The 17,849-nt window shown below is 39.1% G+C and carries 18 protein-coding genes and 1 pseudogene; 15 read left to right on the top strand and 4 right to left on the bottom strand.

The features are described from left to right. The first annotated feature begins 107 nt into the window (after positions 1-107). From HT734_RS01075 to HT734_RS01055, 5 genes are all read left to right on the top strand, one after another. Entirely contained in the window at positions 108-989 is an 882-nt protein-coding gene (locus HT734_RS01075) for a diacylglycerol kinase family protein (protein ID WP_173278431.1), read from the top strand. Positions 990-1,052: 63 nt separating this feature from the next. Continuing rightward, entirely contained in the window at positions 1,053-1,544 is a 492-nt protein-coding gene (locus HT734_RS01070; protein ID WP_173278429.1) for a phosphoribosylanthranilate isomerase, read from the top strand. Between the two features lie 175 nt (positions 1,545-1,719). Beyond that, complete coding sequence (locus HT734_RS01065) at positions 1,720-3,462, top strand: glycoside hydrolase family 13 protein (RefSeq protein WP_173278427.1); 1,743 nt, start codon at positions 1,720-1,722, stop codon at positions 3,460-3,462. A gap of 119 nt (positions 3,463-3,581) precedes the next feature. Further along, positions 3,582-3,893, top strand: a complete 312-nt coding sequence (locus HT734_RS01060) for a hypothetical protein (protein ID WP_000420558.1) — start codon at positions 3,582-3,584, stop codon at positions 3,891-3,893. A 3-nt stretch (positions 3,894-3,896) separates the two neighbouring features. Then, positions 3,897-4,616, top strand: coding sequence for an alpha/beta hydrolase (locus HT734_RS01055; protein ID WP_173278425.1), 720 nt, complete (start codon positions 3,897-3,899; stop codon positions 4,614-4,616). Positions 4,617-4,748: 132 nt separating this feature from the next. Here the strand turns inward: HT734_RS01055 and HT734_RS01050 are convergent, their stop codons facing one another. Genes HT734_RS01050 through HT734_RS09580 form a run of 3 tightly spaced genes read right to left on the bottom strand, consistent with a single transcriptional unit; the run spans position 4,749 to position 6,598 of the window. Further along, positions 4,749-5,564, bottom strand: coding sequence for a TIGR03943 family protein (locus tag HT734_RS01050; protein WP_173278423.1), 816 nt, complete (start codon positions 5,562-5,564; stop codon positions 4,749-4,751). Next, complete coding sequence (locus HT734_RS01045; RefSeq protein WP_173278421.1) at positions 5,561-6,466, bottom strand: permease; 906 nt, start codon at positions 6,464-6,466, stop codon at positions 5,561-5,563. Before HT734_RS01045 ends, HT734_RS01050 begins: the two co-directional genes overlap by 4 nt. Then, positions 6,467-6,598 carry an SPJ_0845 family protein gene (locus HT734_RS09580; protein WP_275690313.1) on the bottom strand — a complete coding sequence of 44 codons (132 nt, stop codon included), beginning with the start codon at positions 6,596-6,598 and terminating at the stop codon, positions 6,467-6,469. 128 nt (positions 6,599-6,726) lie between these two features. On the opposite strand from HT734_RS09580, the gene HT734_RS01040 reads away from it, so the two are divergent. The 3 genes from HT734_RS01040 to HT734_RS01030 are packed head-to-tail and all read left to right on the top strand — an operon-like array spanning position 6,727 to position 9,623. Next, entirely contained in the window at positions 6,727-8,856 is a 2,130-nt protein-coding gene (locus HT734_RS01040) for a Tex family protein (protein ID WP_173278419.1), read from the top strand. Beyond that, positions 8,843-9,292, top strand: coding sequence for a SprT family protein (locus tag HT734_RS01035; RefSeq protein ID WP_173278417.1), 450 nt, complete (start codon positions 8,843-8,845; stop codon positions 9,290-9,292). Before HT734_RS01040 ends, HT734_RS01035 begins: the two co-directional genes overlap by 14 nt. Before the next feature lie 58 nt (positions 9,293-9,350). Beyond that, positions 9,351-9,623, top strand: a complete 273-nt coding sequence (locus HT734_RS01030) for a PspC domain-containing protein (protein ID WP_001085044.1) — start codon at positions 9,351-9,353, stop codon at positions 9,621-9,623. An 84-nt stretch (positions 9,624-9,707) separates the two neighbouring features. Here the strand turns inward: HT734_RS01030 and HT734_RS09385 are convergent. Beyond that, positions 9,708-10,552 (bottom strand): annotated as a pseudogene (locus HT734_RS09385) (IS630 family transposase). Positions 10,553-10,672: 120 nt separating this feature from the next. Here HT734_RS09385 and HT734_RS01010 point away from each other — a divergent pair. From HT734_RS01010 to HT734_RS00980, 7 genes are all read left to right on the top strand, one after another. After that, on the top strand, positions 10,673-11,932 hold the full coding sequence (locus HT734_RS01010) for a UDP-N-acetylglucosamine 1-carboxyvinyltransferase (RefSeq protein ID WP_049531334.1): 1,260 nt from the start codon (positions 10,673-10,675) through the stop codon (positions 11,930-11,932). Between the two features lie 15 nt (positions 11,933-11,947). Beyond that, positions 11,948-12,499, top strand: a complete 552-nt coding sequence (locus tag HT734_RS01005; protein WP_001028723.1) for a GNAT family N-acetyltransferase — start codon at positions 11,948-11,950, stop codon at positions 12,497-12,499. Continuing rightward, positions 12,492-13,769 carry a CBS-HotDog domain-containing transcription factor SpxR gene (gene spxR / locus HT734_RS01000; RefSeq protein WP_000033838.1) on the top strand — a complete coding sequence of 426 codons (1,278 nt, stop codon included), beginning with the start codon at positions 12,492-12,494 and terminating at the stop codon, positions 13,767-13,769. Before HT734_RS01005 ends, spxR begins: the two co-directional genes overlap by 8 nt. Before the next feature lie 15 nt (positions 13,770-13,784). After that, positions 13,785-14,645 (top strand): methionyl aminopeptidase, encoded by an 861-nt coding sequence (locus HT734_RS00995; protein ID WP_000631532.1) that lies wholly within the window; start codon positions 13,785-13,787, stop codon positions 14,643-14,645. A gap of 164 nt (positions 14,646-14,809) precedes the next feature. Then, complete coding sequence (ccdA2, locus tag HT734_RS00990) at positions 14,810-15,517, top strand: thiol-disulfide oxidoreductase-associated membrane protein CcdA2 (protein ID WP_061759137.1); 708 nt, start codon at positions 14,810-14,812, stop codon at positions 15,515-15,517. Positions 15,518-15,527: 10 nt separating this feature from the next. Next, positions 15,528-16,091 carry a thiol-disulfide oxidoreductase-associated lipoprotein SdbB gene (sdbB, locus tag HT734_RS00985; protein ID WP_061759136.1) on the top strand — a complete coding sequence of 188 codons (564 nt, stop codon included), beginning with the start codon at positions 15,528-15,530 and terminating at the stop codon, positions 16,089-16,091. A 122-nt stretch (positions 16,092-16,213) separates the two neighbouring features. Then, on the top strand, positions 16,214-17,605 hold the full coding sequence (locus HT734_RS00980; protein WP_061759135.1) for an amino acid permease: 1,392 nt from the start codon (positions 16,214-16,216) through the stop codon (positions 17,603-17,605). Positions 17,606-17,849 lie beyond the last annotated feature (244 nt).

Raw genomic sequence — 17,849 nt, 5'->3', positions numbered from 1 at the left:
CAGTACGTCAGATTTCTCTTTTCTATATTTTCATTGTATAATAGGGGTACATTTAGTTTCATATAATGAGATATAAAGATTTCTAACAAATATTAAGGAGAAAATCAATGAAAAAGGCAATGCTAATTATCAACCCTACTTCTGGTGGCGAGAAGGCTTTGGATTACAAAGATAAGCTGGAAAATAAAGCAAAAGAATACTTTGAGCACGTGGAAACCAAAATTACCGAAAAAGCGCTGGATGCAACACATTTTGCTGAGGAAGCTTCTAGTGAGCAGTACGATGCAGTGGTTGTGTTTGGTGGAGATGGGACTGTCAACGAAGTCATTTCGGGTATTGCTGAGAGAGACTACGTTCCTAAGTTGGGTATTATCCCAGGCGGTACGGGTAACCTCATTACAAAACTATTGGAAATCAATCAAGCTATCGATGGCGCAATTGATGAACTGGATTTCAACTTAACCAATAAGATTGATATCGGTAAAGCGAATGACAATTATTTTGGTTATATCTTTAGTATCGGTTCTCTTCCTGAGGCGATTCACAATGTTGAAATCGAGGATAAGACAAAATTCGGTATTTTAGCCTATGCTGTAAATACCATGAAGTCTGTCATGACGGATCAGGTCTTTAACATTAAGGTTGAGACAGAAAATGGAAATTATGTTGGTGAAGCGAGCCATGTTTTGGTTCTTTTGACAAATTACTTCGCTGATAAGAAAATCTTTGAAGAAAATAAGGATGGCTATGCCAACATTTTGATTCTGAAAGATGCGTCTCTATTCTCCAAATTATCCGTCATTCCTGATTTACTAAAAGGAGATGTTGTGGGTAATGATAATATTGAGTATATCAGAGCGCGTAATATTAAGATCTTTTCAGATAGTGAATTAGAGTCAGATGTTGACGGCGATAAATCGGATAACCTACCTGTAGAAATTAAAGTCCTAGCTCAGCGAGTAGAAGTATTTTCAAAACCGAAAGAGTAGAAGGTAAAAATTAGTTTATTATTCACAACGAAATTAAATTCTATATCAACGATTGGAGGAGGAATGAATTCTCTATTTGATGAATTTCGAACAATTTGTTCTCATTTAAACCAAATCGGAATCACACCGACTCTCATGGGGTCCTTAGGTTTTGAATACCGTTCAAATGAAGAATGGAGGCCGTCTGACATTGACATTCATGTGCCTGGTGATCCTAGAGGTTGGGAAGCACCCGATCATCTCAGAATTTATGAGTGGGACAAGATAATGAAAGTGATGAAACACTTAAATTATGCCTTAATAGATATTCATGAGCATGAATTCCAAAAAGATGGTCTGAGTGTTGAGTATGGAAGTATCGATTCTTTACCTGATTTTGCAGGAGTTTCGGAATCGGATATAGAGCTGATTCATCTCGAAAACATCACTTTTCGCATTCCAAATCTAGAACAGTTTTTAAGTATTTACAAGGCTTCTTCCCAAGATTCTTATCGAAATGAGCACAATAACAATAAGGATTTTAAAAAAATTGAGTGGCTGGAAAGACATTTGTAAATCATCATTTGGAAAGTAGCAAGTTGTAAGACTGGCTGCTTTTTTATTTATAGAATCAAACCATTCGAAACTATGGACAAACCTTGCAAATAAAATACGAAAGTAGTATACTAGATTAACAATTGTGAAAACGTTTGCGTCGCAAATGCAATCAAGTAAATTAGGAGACAAATTGATGGAATTAAGTGCTATTTACCATAGACCTGAGTCGGAGTATGCCTATCTTTACAAGAATAAGAAACTCCATATTCGGATTCGAACTAAGAAAGGGGACATTGAAAGCATCAACTTGCATTATGGGGATCCTTTTATTTTTATGGAGGAGTTTTATCAAGATACAAAGAAAATGGTCAAGATCACTTCTGATGCCATCTTTGATTATTGGCAGGTTGAAGTGTCCGTTGACTTTGCACGTATCCAGTATCTCTTTGAAGTCACGGATACAGAAGGTCAAAGTATTTTGTATGGCGATAAGGGATGTGTAGAAAACACGCTAGAGAATCTTCATTACGAAGGAAATGGCTTTAAAATTCCGTATATACATGAGATTGATGCTTGTTATGTACCTGACTGGGTTTCAAATACGGTGTGGTATCAGATATTTCCTGAGAGATTTGCTAATGGAAATGCTCTATTAAACCCAGAAGGGACTTTAGGCTGGGATTCATCTATCACACCTCAGAGTGATGATTTCTTTGGTGGTGATTTACAGGGGATTATTGACAATCTGGATTACTTGCAAGACTTGGGTATTACTGGACTTTATCTTTGTCCTATCTTTGAATCCACGAGCAATCATAAGTACAATACGACAGATTACTTTGAAATTGACCGTCATTTTGGGAACAAGGAGACCTTTCGAGAGCTGGTCGAGCAAGCTCATCAGCGAGGTATGAAAATCATGCTGGATGCTGTATTTAATCATATTGGTTCGCAATCTCCTCAATGGCAAGATGTTGTCAAAAATGGTGAGCAATCTGCTTATAGGGATTGGTTCCATATTCAACAATTCCCAGTGACAACTGAAAAGCTAGCCAATAAGAGAGAGTTACCCTATCATGCTTTTGGTTTCGAGGACTATATGCCTAAGCTAAATACAGCCAATCAAGAGGTCAAGGACTCTCTTTTAAAGGTTGCGACTTATTGGATTGAAGAGTTTGATATTGATGCTTGGCGTTTGGATGTGGCTAATGAGATTGATCATCTGTTTTGGAAGGATTTTCGAAAAGCAGTTTTAGCTAAAAAACCTGATCTTTATATTTTAGGAGAAGTCTGGCATACGTCTCAGCCTTGGCTAAATGGAGATGAGTTCCATGCGGTCATGAATTATCCTTTATCTGATAGTATCAAAGAGTATTTCTTACGAGGAATTAAGAAGACAGACCAGTTCATCGATGAAATCAATGGCCAATCTATGTATTACAAGCAGCAGATTTCAGAAGTGATGTTTAATCTTCTAGATTCGCATGATACAGAACGAATCTTGTGGACGGCCAATGAAGACGTTCAACTTGTCAAATCAGCCCTAGCCTTTCTCTTTTTACAAAAAGGAACACCATGTATCTACTACGGAACCGAGCTTGCCTTGACCGGAGGACCAGATCCAGATTGTCGTCGTTGTATGCCTTGGGAACGAGTATCAAGTGACAATGATATGCTGAACTTTATGAAGAAGCTAATCAAGGTTCGCAAACATGCGTCAGCAACCATTCAGCATGGCAAGTATAGCCTAAAAAAAATCAAACAAGATGTAGTTGCCTTGGAGTGGAAATATGAAGGACAGTTCCTTAAAGCTATCTTTAACCAATCAACAGAAGATTGTATTGTAGAGAAAGAAGCAGTAGCACTAGCAAGCAATTGCCAAGAATTAGAGAATCAGCTTGTCATCTCTCCAAAAGGATTTGTGATTTTTCATTAAAGAGCAATTAAGAGTGACAGGAAAATTGTAGTATAGAGAGCATTTTACAAACAGACTATTTGTCGTCTTGCTACAATTGGTATATAATTTAACTTAAAGAAAATAGGAGGACTAATCGAATGGAATTAAAAGATTTTACAGAAAAAGAACAGGAAATGATTAAGAAGGGGCTGACGACGTCTAAGATTAGTGACAAGGAAACTGCTGAGAAGATTCTTGCGCTAGTACCACAAGACTTGATTAAGCGCATTCCGTTTTTCGTCAGAAAACATGCTACAACACGTACGATTAAACGCATTTCAATTGAACACCCTGAACTCTACGCTGTAGCTCAAACAAGTGGTGAGATTCCAGAAAAAGAACGCGAAGAATTGCGTCAGATTATCACAACTATCTTTGAACAAAAGATGAACAAGCATAGTATTAAGTAGAGAATGAAAATATATTTTATTGGCGGTTTGGGAAGCAATGTCTATCATAGCAAGGATTTTCTTCAAGAACTAGATTTGCAGATCTGTTTTCTGAATCCATATGAAAGATTTTTTCAAAGCGAATTAGATTTGAAATCATGGTTTAAAAATGAGATTGTAGAGGAAGAATCTATCTGTCTGATAGGTCATTCTCTTGGAGGAGATTTGGCTCGTTATCTCGCATCGGAATTTTATGAAGTGACAAAACTGATTCTTTTGGATGGTGGCTATCTAGATTTAGATAAGAGTTTACCTTTAGATACAGAGTTAGAGGAAACTAAAAACTATATCAAATCTCAAGTTATTTCGGACTTAAATCTTCTTATTTCTAAAGAAAAATCCGAAGCAAAGTATTGGTCAGAAAATATGGAGGAAGCTGTAAGACAGTCCTATCACTGGAATGCGAAGTATAATAGATATGAGTTGGCTATAAATTATGAAAATATAGAAGCGATCCTCCGCCTACGGAGGAAAATCCAAGCTTTTAAGAGAGAAGTGGGAGATACCTTGTTTATTAGTCCTCGCTATCCTAATGAAGCTACATGGAGAGAGGAAGCCCTAAAAGAATTGCCAGACTATTTTGATACTATTCTTCTAGAGAACTTTGGCCATGAGCTTTATACTGAAGCACCTAAAGAAATCGCTAGTATGATTAATGAGTGGTTCTCTTATTCTTCTTTATGAGGTAGTGATTGAATAGTGATAATTAATATAGAATCAAAGTCTACCTAGACTCAACAAAAAACGAACAGGCTCTTTTTCTGTCATTCAGAAGAGAACTTGTTCGTTTTGTTTTTTATGTTTTTATCTCGTTTTTTAAAATACGCGATAAACATAGGGATTTTCTGGTTTATCAACTTTGGTAAAACTATCGATTTCCAAGGTTGGGAGGTTTTGCTTGAGTTCTTTATGGTAGTGATTGACCAGTTTTCCTTTGGCCGTTATCCAGGTGTTGTTCTCATACTGACGGGTATTTCCCTTGGTCAGTAAGCCATATACACCAGAATCTGCGATACAATGGATAATGCCGAAGCGGAATAGAAATTGGCTATTGGCATGACTGGGGTCATTATAGACAAAGCCTGTGAATTGGACCGTCTTACCCTCAAACTCATCTGGGTAGTCGTAGATAGCCTCCATGACTTCCATATAATTTTCATTAGTGATTTGAATGCTATCTTGGGACAAGTATTTATCTGCTGCAGTTCGCATCTCTTTTTCATAGGCTGTTTTTGAGAAATAAGAACTGGTATCAGGTTTCAAATATTGGCTTGTCGTTCCTTCGCTGGTCTGAATGGCTTGATCCGTTCCTTCCGATAAGGGGAAATGATAGCCTTTGGCAGAAACGGTCTGAGAATCCAAGCTAACAGTTGGGAAAGTTAAGCCGACAACAATTGGAATGGCCAAAAGAGCAATACTCGTCACCTTCGCCAATCGGCTGTTCAGATGACCATGGGTTTTAACTTGCTTCATCCAGATATACAATTGAACGATTGCTAAGATAAAGGATAGCACCATGGAGATATAGGCTAGATAGGAATAGTGCATGTTGATGTACTGGTTTAATTTGCCTGACAGATGGAGATAAATGGTCAGTTCAAAATAGCCAGCTAAAACTAAAAATCGCATCATAGGATGACTCCAATCAAGAGAGAATAGACTAAGACGGCAAGAGTTACAATCGTAATGAAGTGACTGATAAATCGTGCTTTCAAGTAATTTTTCATCATGAGAATATTTTTAATATCCAGCATTGGGCCAATTACGAGAAAGGCCAGAACTGGTGCCAAGCCGAAACTTGAGAGAAGAGAAGCTCCGATAAAGGCATCTGCCTCACTACAGAGCGAAAGAAGAAAAGCCAAAAGCATCAAGAGCAGGATGGCAAAAAGAGGGGTCGCACTGATAGAGGTCAGAATCCGAGTCGGAACGTAAACTTGTATCACAGAAGCAAAGAGACAGCCAAATACTAAATAACGCCCCGTATCAAAAAACTCATTAATGGCTTGCACAAAGACCTGAAAAACTTTTTTTGCAGGGCTCAAGTGAGAAAAATCATGCTCATGGCAGGTCATACGATTTTCTTTTTGAATCGGTTCTTGCCAGAAAAATCCCAGAAAAATCCCAAGTATCACAGCTACAAGAATGGAACCAAGAGCTCGTAACAGAGCGACATGGAAGGAGTTGCCGAAGGCAGAATAGGTCGCAAAGAGAACAATGGGATTGATAACAGGTGCTGTCACAAGAAAAGGAACGGCCGTGTAACTGGGAACCTTCTTTTCCAGAAAACGATTGATGATGGGGACGATTCCACATTCACAAGAGGGAAAAAGTATCCCGATGAAGGTGCCAAAAAAGATTCTCCCCCAACGATTTCGAGGGAGAAAATGATAAACCTTGTCAGGTGTGATATAAACCTCAATCAGCCCTGAAACTATACTTCCTATCAGAACAAAGGGAAGTGCTTCAATGATTATAGAGAGAAAAATCGCCCCAGTCTGAAGCACACTAGATGGGAGTTCTTGAAAAGCAGTCATCTAGTTTTTCTTTCCTGCTTTAGCTTTTTTCTCTTTGTCATCAGGGAAAGTAACTTGTTTCAAATCAGGGAGTTTAGCAAACTCTTCAAACATCTTGTCTAAGTCGTCCGTTTTTGTAAATTTTACAGCCATAGGTGTACCTCGATTCTAAATTCTACCTCTATTATACTATTATTTTGAGGAAAAGGGCGTTTTTTAATTTGTTTTCGATAGTTGAAAAGGATTGGAGAAAGCCTTCTAGCTTGTGGTATAATAGATTTATGGATAAAAAATATGAAAAAATCTCCCAGGATTTGGGAGTGAGTTTAAAACAAATTGATACCGTTCTAAGTTTGACAGCTGAAGGGGCGACTATTCCCTTCATCGCGCGTTATCGCAAGGATATGACTGGTAGTCTGGATGAGGTGGCGATTAAGGCCATTATCGACTTGGATAAAAGTCTGACAAATCTCAACGACCGTAAGGAAGCTGTTTTAGCTAAGATTCAAGAACAAGGCAAGTTGACCAAGGAATTGGAGGAAGCTATCTTAGCTGCCGAAAAATTAGCAGACGTAGAAGAACTCTACCTTCCGTACAAGGAAAAACGTCGAACCAAGGCAACCATTGCCCGTGAAGCCGGACTCTTCCCACTTGCTCGCTTGATTTTGCAGAATGTAGCGGATTTAGAAAAAGAGGCTGAAAAGTTTGTCTGTGAAGGATTTGCGACAGGTAAAGAAGCCTTGTCTGGTGCAGTTGATATCTTGGTCGAAGCCTTATCGGAAGATGTAAATTTACGTGCTATGACTTATCAGGAAGTGCTGAGACACTCTAAACTCACTTCCCAAGTCAAGGATGAAAGTCTTGATGAAAAACAAGCTTTTCAGATTTATTATGATTTTTCAGAGACGGTTGGAACTATGCAGAGTTATCGTACCTTGGCTCTCAATCGTGGGGAGAAGCTAGGTGTCTTGAAGGTCGGTTTTGAACATGCGACGGACCGCATTCTTGCCTTCTTTGCAGCTCGTTTCAAGGTGAAAAATGCTTATATTGATGAAGTGGTTCAGCAATCTGTTAAGAAAAAAGTCTTGCCTGCTATCGAGCGTCGTATTCGGACAGAATTAACTGAGAAAGCGGAAGAAGGAGCTATCCAGCTCTTTTCTGACAACCTGCGCAATCTTCTCTTGGTTGCTCCTCTAAAAGGGCGCGTGGTTCTAGGATTTGACCCAGCCTTTCGTACAGGTGCCAAGCTAGCTGTCGTTGATGCAACAGGAAAAATGCTGACAACTCAGGTTATTTACCCTGTCAAACCAGCATCAGCTCGTCAAATAGAAGAAGCCAAGAAAGATTTGGTAGACTTGATTGGTCAATACGGCGTGGAAATTATTGCTATCGGAAACGGAACGGCCAGTCGTGAAAGTGAAGCTTTTGTAGCGGAAGTTCTGAAAGATTTCCCTGAAGTCAGCTATGTTATTGTCAATGAAAGTGGTGCTTCGGTCTACTCTGCCAGTGAACTTGCTCGTCAGGAGTTTCCAGACTTAACCGTCGAAAAACGCTCAGCTATTTCTATCGCCCGTCGTTTGCAAGATCCTCTTGCGGAATTGGTCAAAATCGATCCTAAGTCAATTGGTGTTGGCCAATACCAGCACGATGTCAGCCAGAAAAAATTGTCTGAAAGTTTGGACTTTGTCGTGGATACGGTGGTTAACCAAGTTGGTGTCAACATCAATACGGCCAGTCCAGCTCTTCTTTCCCACGTTGCTGGACTCAATAAAACCATTTCTGAAAATATCGTCAAATATCGTGAGGAAGAAGGAAAAATCACTTCACGCGCTCAAATTCTGAAAGTTCCTCGTTTGGGGGCTAAGGCCTTTGAGCAGGCAGCTGGTTTCCTTCGTATCCCTGAAAGTAGCAATATTCTTGATAATACAGGAGTTCACCCAGAAAATTACGCTGCCGTTAAGGAACTCTTCAAACGCTTAGACATCAAGGATCTGAATGAAGAAGCTCAAAGCAAACTCAAGTCGCTTTCAGTCAAGGAAATGGCGCAAGAGCTAGACCTTGGCCCAGAAACTCTTAAAGATATCATTGCAGACCTTCTCAAACCAGGTCGAGATTTCCGTGATTCCTTTGACGCACCTGTGCTTCGCCAAGATGTCCTAGATATCAAGGATTTAGTGGTTGGTCAGAAGCTAGAAGGTGTGGTTCGTAACGTCGTTGACTTCGGTGCCTTCGTTGATATCGGGATTCACGAGGACGGATTGATTCATATTTCCCATATGAGTCGGAAGTTTATCAAACACCCTAGTCAAGTGGTATCTGTCGGAGATTTGGTAACCGTTTGGGTTAAGAAAATTGATACTGAACGTGAAAAAGTCAATCTGTCGTTCCTCGCTCCAAATGAATCTGACTGAGTACGTCAAGCAAGTTTCGCTAGAAGACTTCGGGAGACCTTTTATCCATCAAGCCCAGTGGAATTCTCGTCTGCGTTCTACAGGTGGGCGATTTTTCCCAAAAGATGGGCATTTGGATTTTAATCCCAAGGTTTATCAGGAACTGGGTTTGGATGTTTTTAGGAAAATTGTCCGACATGAACTCTGTCATTATCACCTCTACTTTCAAGGGAAGGGTTATCAACACAAGGATCGGGATTTTAAGGAACTGTTGAAAGCAGTGGATGGATTACGCTTTGTTCCTTCCTTGTCCAATAGTAACGCCAAGCCTATCAATCTCTATCGTTGCCAATCCTGCCAGCAAACCTATCAGCGTAAGCGAAGAATTGATACCAAACGCTACCGCTGTGGATTTTGTCGAGGTAAATTGCTACTGATAAATCAGCCTGAGGACTGATGAAAGCCGAGCCTATCCGTGCTATACTATGTCCAACCTAGTAGAAAGAGGTAATACCATGAACAGTAAATTTTATAAAATGAGAAGAAATCGCATGATTTCAGGAGTTCTGGCAGGTCTGTCAGATAAGTGGAACTTTGATGTTACCCTTGTTCGTTTTCTGTTTGCCATTTTTACAGTTGCAAACTTTGGACTTGGGGTGATTATCTATATCATCCTAGCTTCTATCATGCCAACCAAGGAAGAAATCGAAGCAGAAATGTACGGAACAGGCCCACGCAAACGCAAAGAAGCCCAAGCAATTGACGATAATGAAGGCTGGTTTTGGTGAGGTTTAACAAAAGATTTGGAATAAGAAAAAAGCTTTAAATCAATAGTCTAAACTGCTTGATTTAAAGCTTTTTTACTTTTATAGTTATGTAGTTTTAAAAAAGCACTCTAAGCATTCAAAAATATTTGGAACTTCCCTTAATAAATCGGTCACTTTCTTTTTCAAGATAGCCCAAGCTTGCTCAATAGGATTCAAATTTGGTGAATAAGGTGGTAGAGGTAAGAAAAAGTGTCTATCTTGGATGCACAGTTCATCCAAGATGTTCTTAGGATGAAAACTAGCATTGTCCATGACAATGACATGAGGTGTCTTCAAAGCAAGCAGGAGTTGCGTTTTGAACCACTCCACAAAGAAATCGCTCGTCATACTTCCCTTGTAAATCATGGGAGCTATAAAGTCTCAATCTACTTATCCTGCAACAATTGAAGTCTGCTCAAAACGCCGTCCGCTAATCTTTTCATAGACTTTCTCCCCTCTAGAAGCTCGTGCATAAGGACGATAGAGGTAGCTGTCGATTCCCGTTTCATCAATATATACGATTGGTAAATCTTTTAGGCTATTCAAAATATCAAGAAACTCAGCAACTTTCTCTGGATCTTGTTCTTTAAAGCTAGTCGTCTTTTTTAAAGTGACCTTAATCTGCTTTAAAGCTGCCCATACTGAAGGAATAGCACAATCAAAATATGCCGCAATTCCCCGTAAAAAAGCGTCTGGATGAGCCTCTACAAAGGCTTTCAATTCCTCTAAAGGAATCTTTCGCTTTTTGACGACTCGCTTTTTCCGCTCTAAATATCCTTGTTCACGTCTTTCTTTTCCCATGTGAAGAGAGTTCTGTCGCCAACATCAAAAATTTTAGCTGCTTCGACATGGCGGTGTCCCTCTTTGATGTAATCTAATGCTCCTTGTTTAAAATCAGTACTATATATCATAGCTTTTGTTTAAAACTAAGCAACTATAAAATTGAAAAGGATGGAAAAAAGGTTGCATTTATGATATAATTTATTTTAAAGACCTTATTAGAAATCTTGAAAGAGTATTAAAAACTTAGAATGAGAAAAATTGTTATCAATGGTGGATTACCACTACAAGGTGAAATCACTATTAGTGGTGCTAAAAATAGCGTTGTGGCCTTAATTCCAGCTATTATATTGGCTGATGATGTGGTGACTTTGGATTGCGTTCCAGATATCTCGGATGTAGCCAGTCTTGTCGAAATCATGGAATTGATGGGAGCTACTGTAAAGCGTTATGACGATGTATTGGAGATTGACCCAAGAGGTGTTCAAAATATTCCAATGCCTTATGGAAAAATCAATAGTCTTCGTGCATCTTATTATTTTTATGGAAGTCTTTTAGGTCGCTTTGGTGAAGCCACAGTTGGCTTGCCTGGAGGGTGTGACCTTGGTCCTCGCCCGATTGACCTACACCTTAAGGCTTTTGAAGCTATGGGGGCTACTGTTAGCTACGAGGGAGATAACATGAAGTTATCTGCCAAAGATACAGGACTTCACGGTGCAAGTATTTACATGGATACAGTTAGTGTCGGTGCGACGATTAATACGATGATTGCTGCGGTTAAAGCGAATGGTCGTACTATTATTGAAAATGCAGCCCGTGAACCTGAGATTATTGATGTTGCAACTCTCTTGAATAATATGGGTGCCCATATCCGTGGGGCAGGAACTAATATCATCATTATTGATGGTGTTGAAAGATTACATGGTACACGTCATCAGGTGATTCCAGACCGTATTGAAGCTGGAACATATATTTCCTTAGCTGCTGCAGTTGGTAAGGGAATTCGTATAAATAATGTTCTTTATGAACACTTAGAAGGATTCATCGCTAAGTTGGAAGAAATGGGAGTTCGAATGACTGTATCTGAAGACAGCATTTTTGTCGAGGAACAGTCTAATTTGAAAGCAATCAATATTAAGACAGCTCCTTACCCAGGCTTTGCAACTGATTTGCAACAACCGATTACCCCACTTTTACTAAGAGCGAATGGTCGTGGTACAATTGTCGATACGATTTACGAAAAACGTGTAAATCATGTTTTTGAACTAGCAAAGATGGATGCGGATATTTCGACAACAAATGGTCATATTTTGTACACGGGTGGACGTAGTTTGCGTGGGGCCAGTGTTAAAGCGACTGACCTACGAGCTGGGGCTGCACTAGTCATTGCTGGGCTTATGGCTGAAGGTAAAACTGAAATTACAAATATCGAGTTTATCTTACGTGGTTATTCTGATATTATCGAAAAATTACGTAATCTAGGAGCAGATATTAAACTAGTCGAAGATTAAACCGTAGGGGTGTTTATGAATATTTGGACCAAATTAGCAATGTTTTCTTTTTTTGAAACGGATCGCTTGTATTTGCGTCCTTTCTTTTTTAGTGATAGTCAGGACTTCCACGAGATAGCTTCAAATCCAGAAAATCTTCAATTTATTTTCCCAACTCAGGCAAGTCTGGAAGAAAGTCAATATGCATTAGCGAATTATTTTATGAAGTCCCCTTTGGGAGTGTGGGCAATTTGTGACCAAAAAAATCAACAAATGATTGGTTCTATTAAATTTGAGAAGTTAGATGAAATCAAAAAAGAAGCTGAGCTTGGCTATTTTTTGAGAAAAGATGCTTGGTCGCAAGGATTTATGACAGAGATTGTTAGAAAAATTTGTCAGCTTTCTTTTGAGGAATTTGGTTTAAAACAATTATCCATCATTACCCACCTTGAAAATGAAGCGAGTCAAAAGGTTGCTCTAAAGTCTGGATTCCGTTTGACTCGTCAGTTTAAAGGAAGTGATCGCTACACAAGAAAAATGCGGGATTATCTTGAATTTCGGTATGTAAAAGGAGAATTCAATGAGTAAGCATCAGGAAATTCTAAGCTATTTGGAAGAATTGCCTGTCGGAAAGAGGGTTAGTGTTCGTAGTATTTCTAACCATCTGGGGGTCAGTGATGGAACGGCCTATCGGGCCATTAAAGAAGCTGAAAATCGTGGACTTGTGGAGACCCGTCCTAGAAGTGGTACTATCCGTGTTAAATCCCAGAAAGTTGCTATTGAAAGATTAACTTTTGCTGAAATTGCAGAAGTGACTTCTTCTGAGGTTTTGGCTGGGCAAGAAGGTTTAGATAGAGAATTTAGTAAGTTCTCTATCGGTGCCATGACTGAACAAAACATCTTATCCTATCTTCATGATGGGGGACTCTTGATTGTCGGGGACCGTACCCGTATCCAACTGTTAGCACTTGAAAATGAAAATGCAGTTCTAGTTACAGGTGGATTTCAGGTCCATGATGATGTGCTTAAACTGGCTAATCAAAAAGGGATTCCTGTTCTGAGAAGCAAGCATGATACTTTCACTGTCGCGACCATGATCAATAAAGCCTTGTCAAATGTCCAAATCAAGACAGACATTTTGACAGTTGAGAAACTTTACCGTCCGAGTCATGAATATGGTTTTCTGAGAGAGACTGACACAGTCAAAGATTATTTGGACTTAGTACGTAAGAATCGAAGTAGTCGTTTTCCAGTTATTAACCAACATCAGGTTGTGGTGGGAGTGGTAACCATGAGGGATGCAGGTGATAAGTCACCAAGTACCACAATTGATAAGGTCATGTCTCGTAGCCTCTTTTTAGTCGGATTATCGACAAATATTGCCAATGTCAGTCAACGAATGATTGCTGAAGATTTTGAAATGGTACCAGTTATTCGAAGCAATCAAACCTTGCTTGGAGTTGTGACACGACGCGATGTCATGGAGAAGATGAGTCGTTCCCAAGTTTCGGCTCTACCAACTTTTTCTGAGCAGATTGGTCAAAAACTTTCTTATCATCATGATGAAGTAGTCATCACAGTTGAACCCTTTATGCTGGAGAAGAACGGAGTCTTGGCTAATGGTGTATTGGCAGAAATTCTGACCCACATGACCCAAGATTTAGTTGTGAATAGTGGGCGCAATCTCATCATCGAGCAGATGCTAATCTACTTTTTGCAGGCTGTTCAGATAGATGATATATTGCGTATTCAGGCACGCATTATCCATCATACGAGACGGTCAGCTATTATTGACTACGATATTTATCATGGTCACCAGATTGTTTCAAAAGCAAATGTGACTGTTAAAATTAATTAGAAACTAGGAGAAAAAATGATAACATTAAAATCAGCTCGTGAAATCGAAGCTATGGACAAGGCCGGTGATTTTCTTGCAAGTATTCATATTGGCTTACGTGATTTGATTAAGCCTGGCATAGATATGTGGGAAGTTGAAGAATATGTTCGTAGACGTTGTAAGGAAGAAAATTTCCTGCCGCTTCAGATTGGAGTTGACGGTGCAATGATGGACTATCCTTATGCTACCTGCTGCTCTCTTAATGATGAAGTTGCCCATGCTTTCCCTCGTCATTATATCTTGAAAGATGGTGATTTGCTCAAGGTTGACATGGTTTTGGGAGGTCCAATTGCCAAATCTGATTTGAATGTCTCAAAATTAAACTTCAACAATGTTGAGCAAATGAAGAAATACACTCAGAGCTATTCTGGTGGTTTAGCAGACTCATGTTGGGCTTATGCTGTTGGCACACCGTCCGAAGAAGTGAAAAATTTGATGGATGTAACTAAAGAAGCCATGTATAAGGGGATTGAGCAAGCTGTTGTTGGGAACCGTATCGGTGATATCGGTGCGGCTATTCAAGAATACGCTGAAAGTCGTGGTTACGGTGTAGTGCGTGATTTGGTTGGTCATGGTGTTGGTCCAACCATGCACGAAGAACCAATGGTTCCTAACTATGGTATTGCTGGTCGTGGGCTTCGTCTCCGTGAAGGAATGGTCTTGACTATTGAACCGATGATCAATACAGGTGACTGGGAAATCGATACAGATATGAAGACTGGTTGGGCGCATAAGACCATTGATGGTGGATTGTCATGCCAGTATGAACACCAATTCGTCATTACGAAAGATGGACCTGTTATCTTGACTAGTCAAGGTGAAGAAGGAACTTATTAAAATAATTAAAGAAAGATAGAAGAAAAAGTCAACTTAGACAACTTTCTTCTATCTTTTTCTTTTATCTAACGTCATAGTAAATACAGCTAGCCGTAGCAAACTTGATACAAATTTTAACATTTATAGTACAATAGGTTTAAATTCTTAAGAAAGTTGGTTCTTTATTGGAAACGATAGTCTTTTCAATCTCGGTTTTTTTTGCAGGGATATTGTCCTTCTTTTCCCCTTGTATTTTCCCCCTGTTACCAGTCTATACTGGAATCTTATTGGATGATCAGGAAAGTGCAAAAAGTTTTTCCTTGTTTGGGAGAAAGGTTCTCTGGTCAGGTTTGATTCGAACACTTTGCTTTATTGCAGGTATTTCTCTCATTTTCTTTATTCTAGGCTTTGGTGCAGGTTACTTTGGTAATATCCTCTATGCCAATTGGTTTCGATATGTCATGGGAACGATTATTATCATTTTGGGACTTCATCAGATGGAAATTTTCCATTTTAAGAAATTAGAGGTTCAAAAAAGCTTTACTTTTAAGAAATCAGAAGCCAATCGTTATTGGTCAGCATTTTTACTTGGTATTACCTTTAGCTTTGGTTGGACACCTTGTATTGGTCCAATTTTAAGTTCTGTTTTAGCGCTTGCAGCTTCTGGAGGCAATGGTGCTTGGCAAGGAGCTATCTATACTCTTATTTACACTCTGGGTATGGCCATTCCCTTCTTGGTTTTGGCACTAGCTTCAGGGGTCGTGATGCCTTATTTTAGTAAAATCAAACGTCATATGATGCTACTAAAGAAAATTGGTGGTTTCCTTATTATTTTAATGGGAATTTTATTACTATTAGGACAAGTAAATGTTCTAGCTGGAATTTTTGAATAAAGGAGAAAAGATGAAAAAAGTAATGTTTGCTGGCTTAAGCCTATTGTCATTAGTCGTATTGATGGCCTGTGGTGAGGAAGAAACTAAAAAGACTCAAGCTCCACAACAGCCAAAACAACAGCAACAAACGACTGTACAACAAATTGCTGTTGGAAAAGAGGCACCAGACTTTACCTTGCAATCTATGGATGGTAAAGAAGTTAAGTTATCTGATTATAAGGGTAAAAAAGTTTACTTGAAGTTTTGGGCTTCATGGTGTGGCCCATGTAAGAAAAGTATGCCAGAGTTGATGGAATTAGCTGCGAAATCAGATCGCGATTTTGAAATTCTTAGTGTCATTGCACCAGGAATTCAAGGTGAAAAAACTGTCGAGCAATTCCCACAATGGTTCCAAGACCAAGGATATAAAGATATCCCAGTTCTTTATGATACTAAAGCAACAACCTTCCAAGCTTATCAAATTCGAAGCATTCCTACAGAATACCTGATTGATAGTCAAGGAAAGATTGGAAAGATTCAATTTGGTGTTATCAGCAACGCGGATGCAGAAGCAGCCTTTAAAGAAATGAACTAGAGATAAAGAGAATCTGATTACAAGAGAGTAGTCAGATTTTTTTAGAAAATTGTTTTATAAATATTCACAAATCTCCTATATTTATGGTAAAATAGAATCATCATTTTATTTTGGAGTCAAAGATGAATATATTTAGAACAAAGAATGTTAGTTTGGATAAAACGGAGATGCACAGGCATTTGAAGTTATGGGATTTGATTTTGCTGGGAATTGGAGCCATGGTAGGGACAGGCGTCTTTACAATTACAGGCACTGCAGCCGCAACACTTGCTGGTCCAGCGCTAGTGATTTCAATTGTTATTTCTGCTTTATGTGTGGGATTATCAGCTCTCTTTTTTGCAGAATTTGCCTCGCGAGTACCTGCTACAGGTGGTGCCTACAGTTATCTCTATGCTATTTTAGGAGAATTTCCAGCTTGGTTGGCTGGCTGGTTAACAATGATGGAGTTCATGACAGCCATATCAGGCGTGGCTTCGGGTTGGGCAGCTTATTTTAAAGGCTTGCTTTCTCAATACGGGATAGCCCTTCCTCAGGCTTTAAATGGTACCTTTAATCCTCAAGCAGGGACATTTGTTGATTTATTGCCTATTCTTGTCTTGGTCTTGGTGACATCCCTTGTTTTACTCAATGCTAAAGCAGCTTTACGCTTTAATTCTATTTTGGTTATTCTGAAATTCTCGGCTTTAGCGCTCTTTGTTTTAGTAGGAATTTGGAATATTAAACTTGATAATTGGAGCAATTTTGCTCCTTACGGTTTTGGACAAATCTATGGTGCTAGTACTGGTATTATGGCTGGTGCGTCCTTGATGTTCTTTGGTTTTTTGGGATTTGAATCCATCTCTATGGCCGTAGATGAGGTCAAGGCTCCTCAAAAAAATATTCCTAGAGGGATTGTCTTATCGCTTTCTATCGTAACTATTCTCTATGCCTTGGTGACGTTTGTCTTGACTGGTGTGGTTCACTATAGTCATTTAAATGTTGACGATGCCGTTGCCTTTGCTCTTCGTAGCATTGGGATTGGTTGGGCAGCTAACTATGTGTCATTAGTGGCTATCTTGACCTTGATTACAGTTTGTATTTCGATGACCTATGCCCTATCGCGTATGATTTACAGTTTAGCGCGTGACGGCTTAATGCCTGCTGTATTTAAAGAACTAACAAAGACAAGTAAGGTACCAAAAAATGCTACTATTTTAACAGGTCTAGCTTCAGCAGTAGCAGCAGGAATCTTCCCTCTTGCTAGTATAGCAGCCTTCTTAAATATTTGTACTTTGGCCTACTTGATCATGCTGGCTTATGGTCTGATTCGCTTACGGAAAGAAAAGGGGATGCCAAAAGCTGGAGAATTTAAAACACCATTGGTACCCCTGTTACCCATTTTATCAATCATCATTTGTTTATCCTTTATGTTACAGTATAATATGGAAACTTGGATTGCTTTCCTAGTTGCGTTGTTAGTAGGAAGTATCATTTACTTTACTTATGGTTATAAGCATTCTACCATAGAAGAATAATACTCTTCGAAAATCTCTTCAAACCACGTCAGCTTCGCCTTGCCGTATATATGTGACTGACTTCGTCAGTCTTATCTACAACCTCAAAACACTGTTTTGAGCAACCTACGGCTAGCTTCCTAATTTGCTCTTTGATTTTCATTGAGTATATAAAGTGAGAATCTGTTGAGTTGTTGAAACTCAGCAGATTTTTATATGTGAAAGAAATTTCAATTTTTTTCTTAAAATAGCTTGACAGATTAAA

Origin of the sequence: Streptococcus sp. k-90, from assembly GCF_013277565.1 — a bacterium.
Lineage (GTDB): Bacteria > Bacillota > Bacilli > Lactobacillales > Streptococcaceae > Streptococcus.
Note: the sequence above shows the minus strand (reverse complement) of the source record. Positions and strands in the feature narration are given on the sequence as shown.

Bases quoted from the DNA above. Each gene is read 5' to 3' on its own strand.
- HT734_RS01010 (WP_049531334.1), top strand. From the start codon at position 10,673: ATGAGAAAAATTGTTATCAATGGTGGATTACCACTACAAGGTGAAATC.
- HT734_RS09580 (WP_275690313.1), bottom strand. From the start codon at position 6,598: ATGGCTGTAAAATTTACAAAAACGGACGACTTAGACAAGATGTTTGAA.
- HT734_RS01035 (WP_173278417.1), top strand. From the start codon at position 8,843: ATGAATCTGACTGAGTACGTCAAGCAAGTTTCGCTAGAAGACTTCGGG.
- sdbB (WP_061759136.1), top strand. From the start codon at position 15,528: ATGAAAAAAGTAATGTTTGCTGGCTTAAGCCTATTGTCATTAGTCGTA.
- HT734_RS01005 (WP_001028723.1), top strand. From the start codon at position 11,948: ATGAATATTTGGACCAAATTAGCAATGTTTTCTTTTTTTGAAACGGAT.
- HT734_RS01030 (WP_001085044.1), top strand. From the start codon at position 9,351: ATGAACAGTAAATTTTATAAAATGAGAAGAAATCGCATGATTTCAGGA.
- HT734_RS00980 (WP_061759135.1), top strand. From the start codon at position 16,214: ATGAATATATTTAGAACAAAGAATGTTAGTTTGGATAAAACGGAGATG.
- HT734_RS01075 (WP_173278431.1), top strand. From the start codon at position 108: ATGAAAAAGGCAATGCTAATTATCAACCCTACTTCTGGTGGCGAGAAG.
- HT734_RS01055 (WP_173278425.1), top strand. From the start codon at position 3,897: ATGAAAATATATTTTATTGGCGGTTTGGGAAGCAATGTCTATCATAGC.
- HT734_RS01060 (WP_000420558.1), top strand. From the start codon at position 3,582: ATGGAATTAAAAGATTTTACAGAAAAAGAACAGGAAATGATTAAGAAG.
- HT734_RS00995 (WP_000631532.1), top strand. From the start codon at position 13,785: ATGATAACATTAAAATCAGCTCGTGAAATCGAAGCTATGGACAAGGCC.
- HT734_RS01070 (WP_173278429.1), top strand. From the start codon at position 1,053: ATGAATTCTCTATTTGATGAATTTCGAACAATTTGTTCTCATTTAAAC.
- HT734_RS01065 (WP_173278427.1), top strand. From the start codon at position 1,720: ATGGAATTAAGTGCTATTTACCATAGACCTGAGTCGGAGTATGCCTAT.
- HT734_RS01045 (WP_173278421.1), bottom strand. From the start codon at position 6,466: ATGACTGCTTTTCAAGAACTCCCATCTAGTGTGCTTCAGACTGGGGCG.
- HT734_RS01040 (WP_173278419.1), top strand. From the start codon at position 6,727: ATGGATAAAAAATATGAAAAAATCTCCCAGGATTTGGGAGTGAGTTTA.
- spxR (WP_000033838.1), top strand. From the start codon at position 12,492: ATGAGTAAGCATCAGGAAATTCTAAGCTATTTGGAAGAATTGCCTGTC.
- HT734_RS01050 (WP_173278423.1), bottom strand. From the start codon at position 5,564: ATGATGCGATTTTTAGTTTTAGCTGGCTATTTTGAACTGACCATTTAT.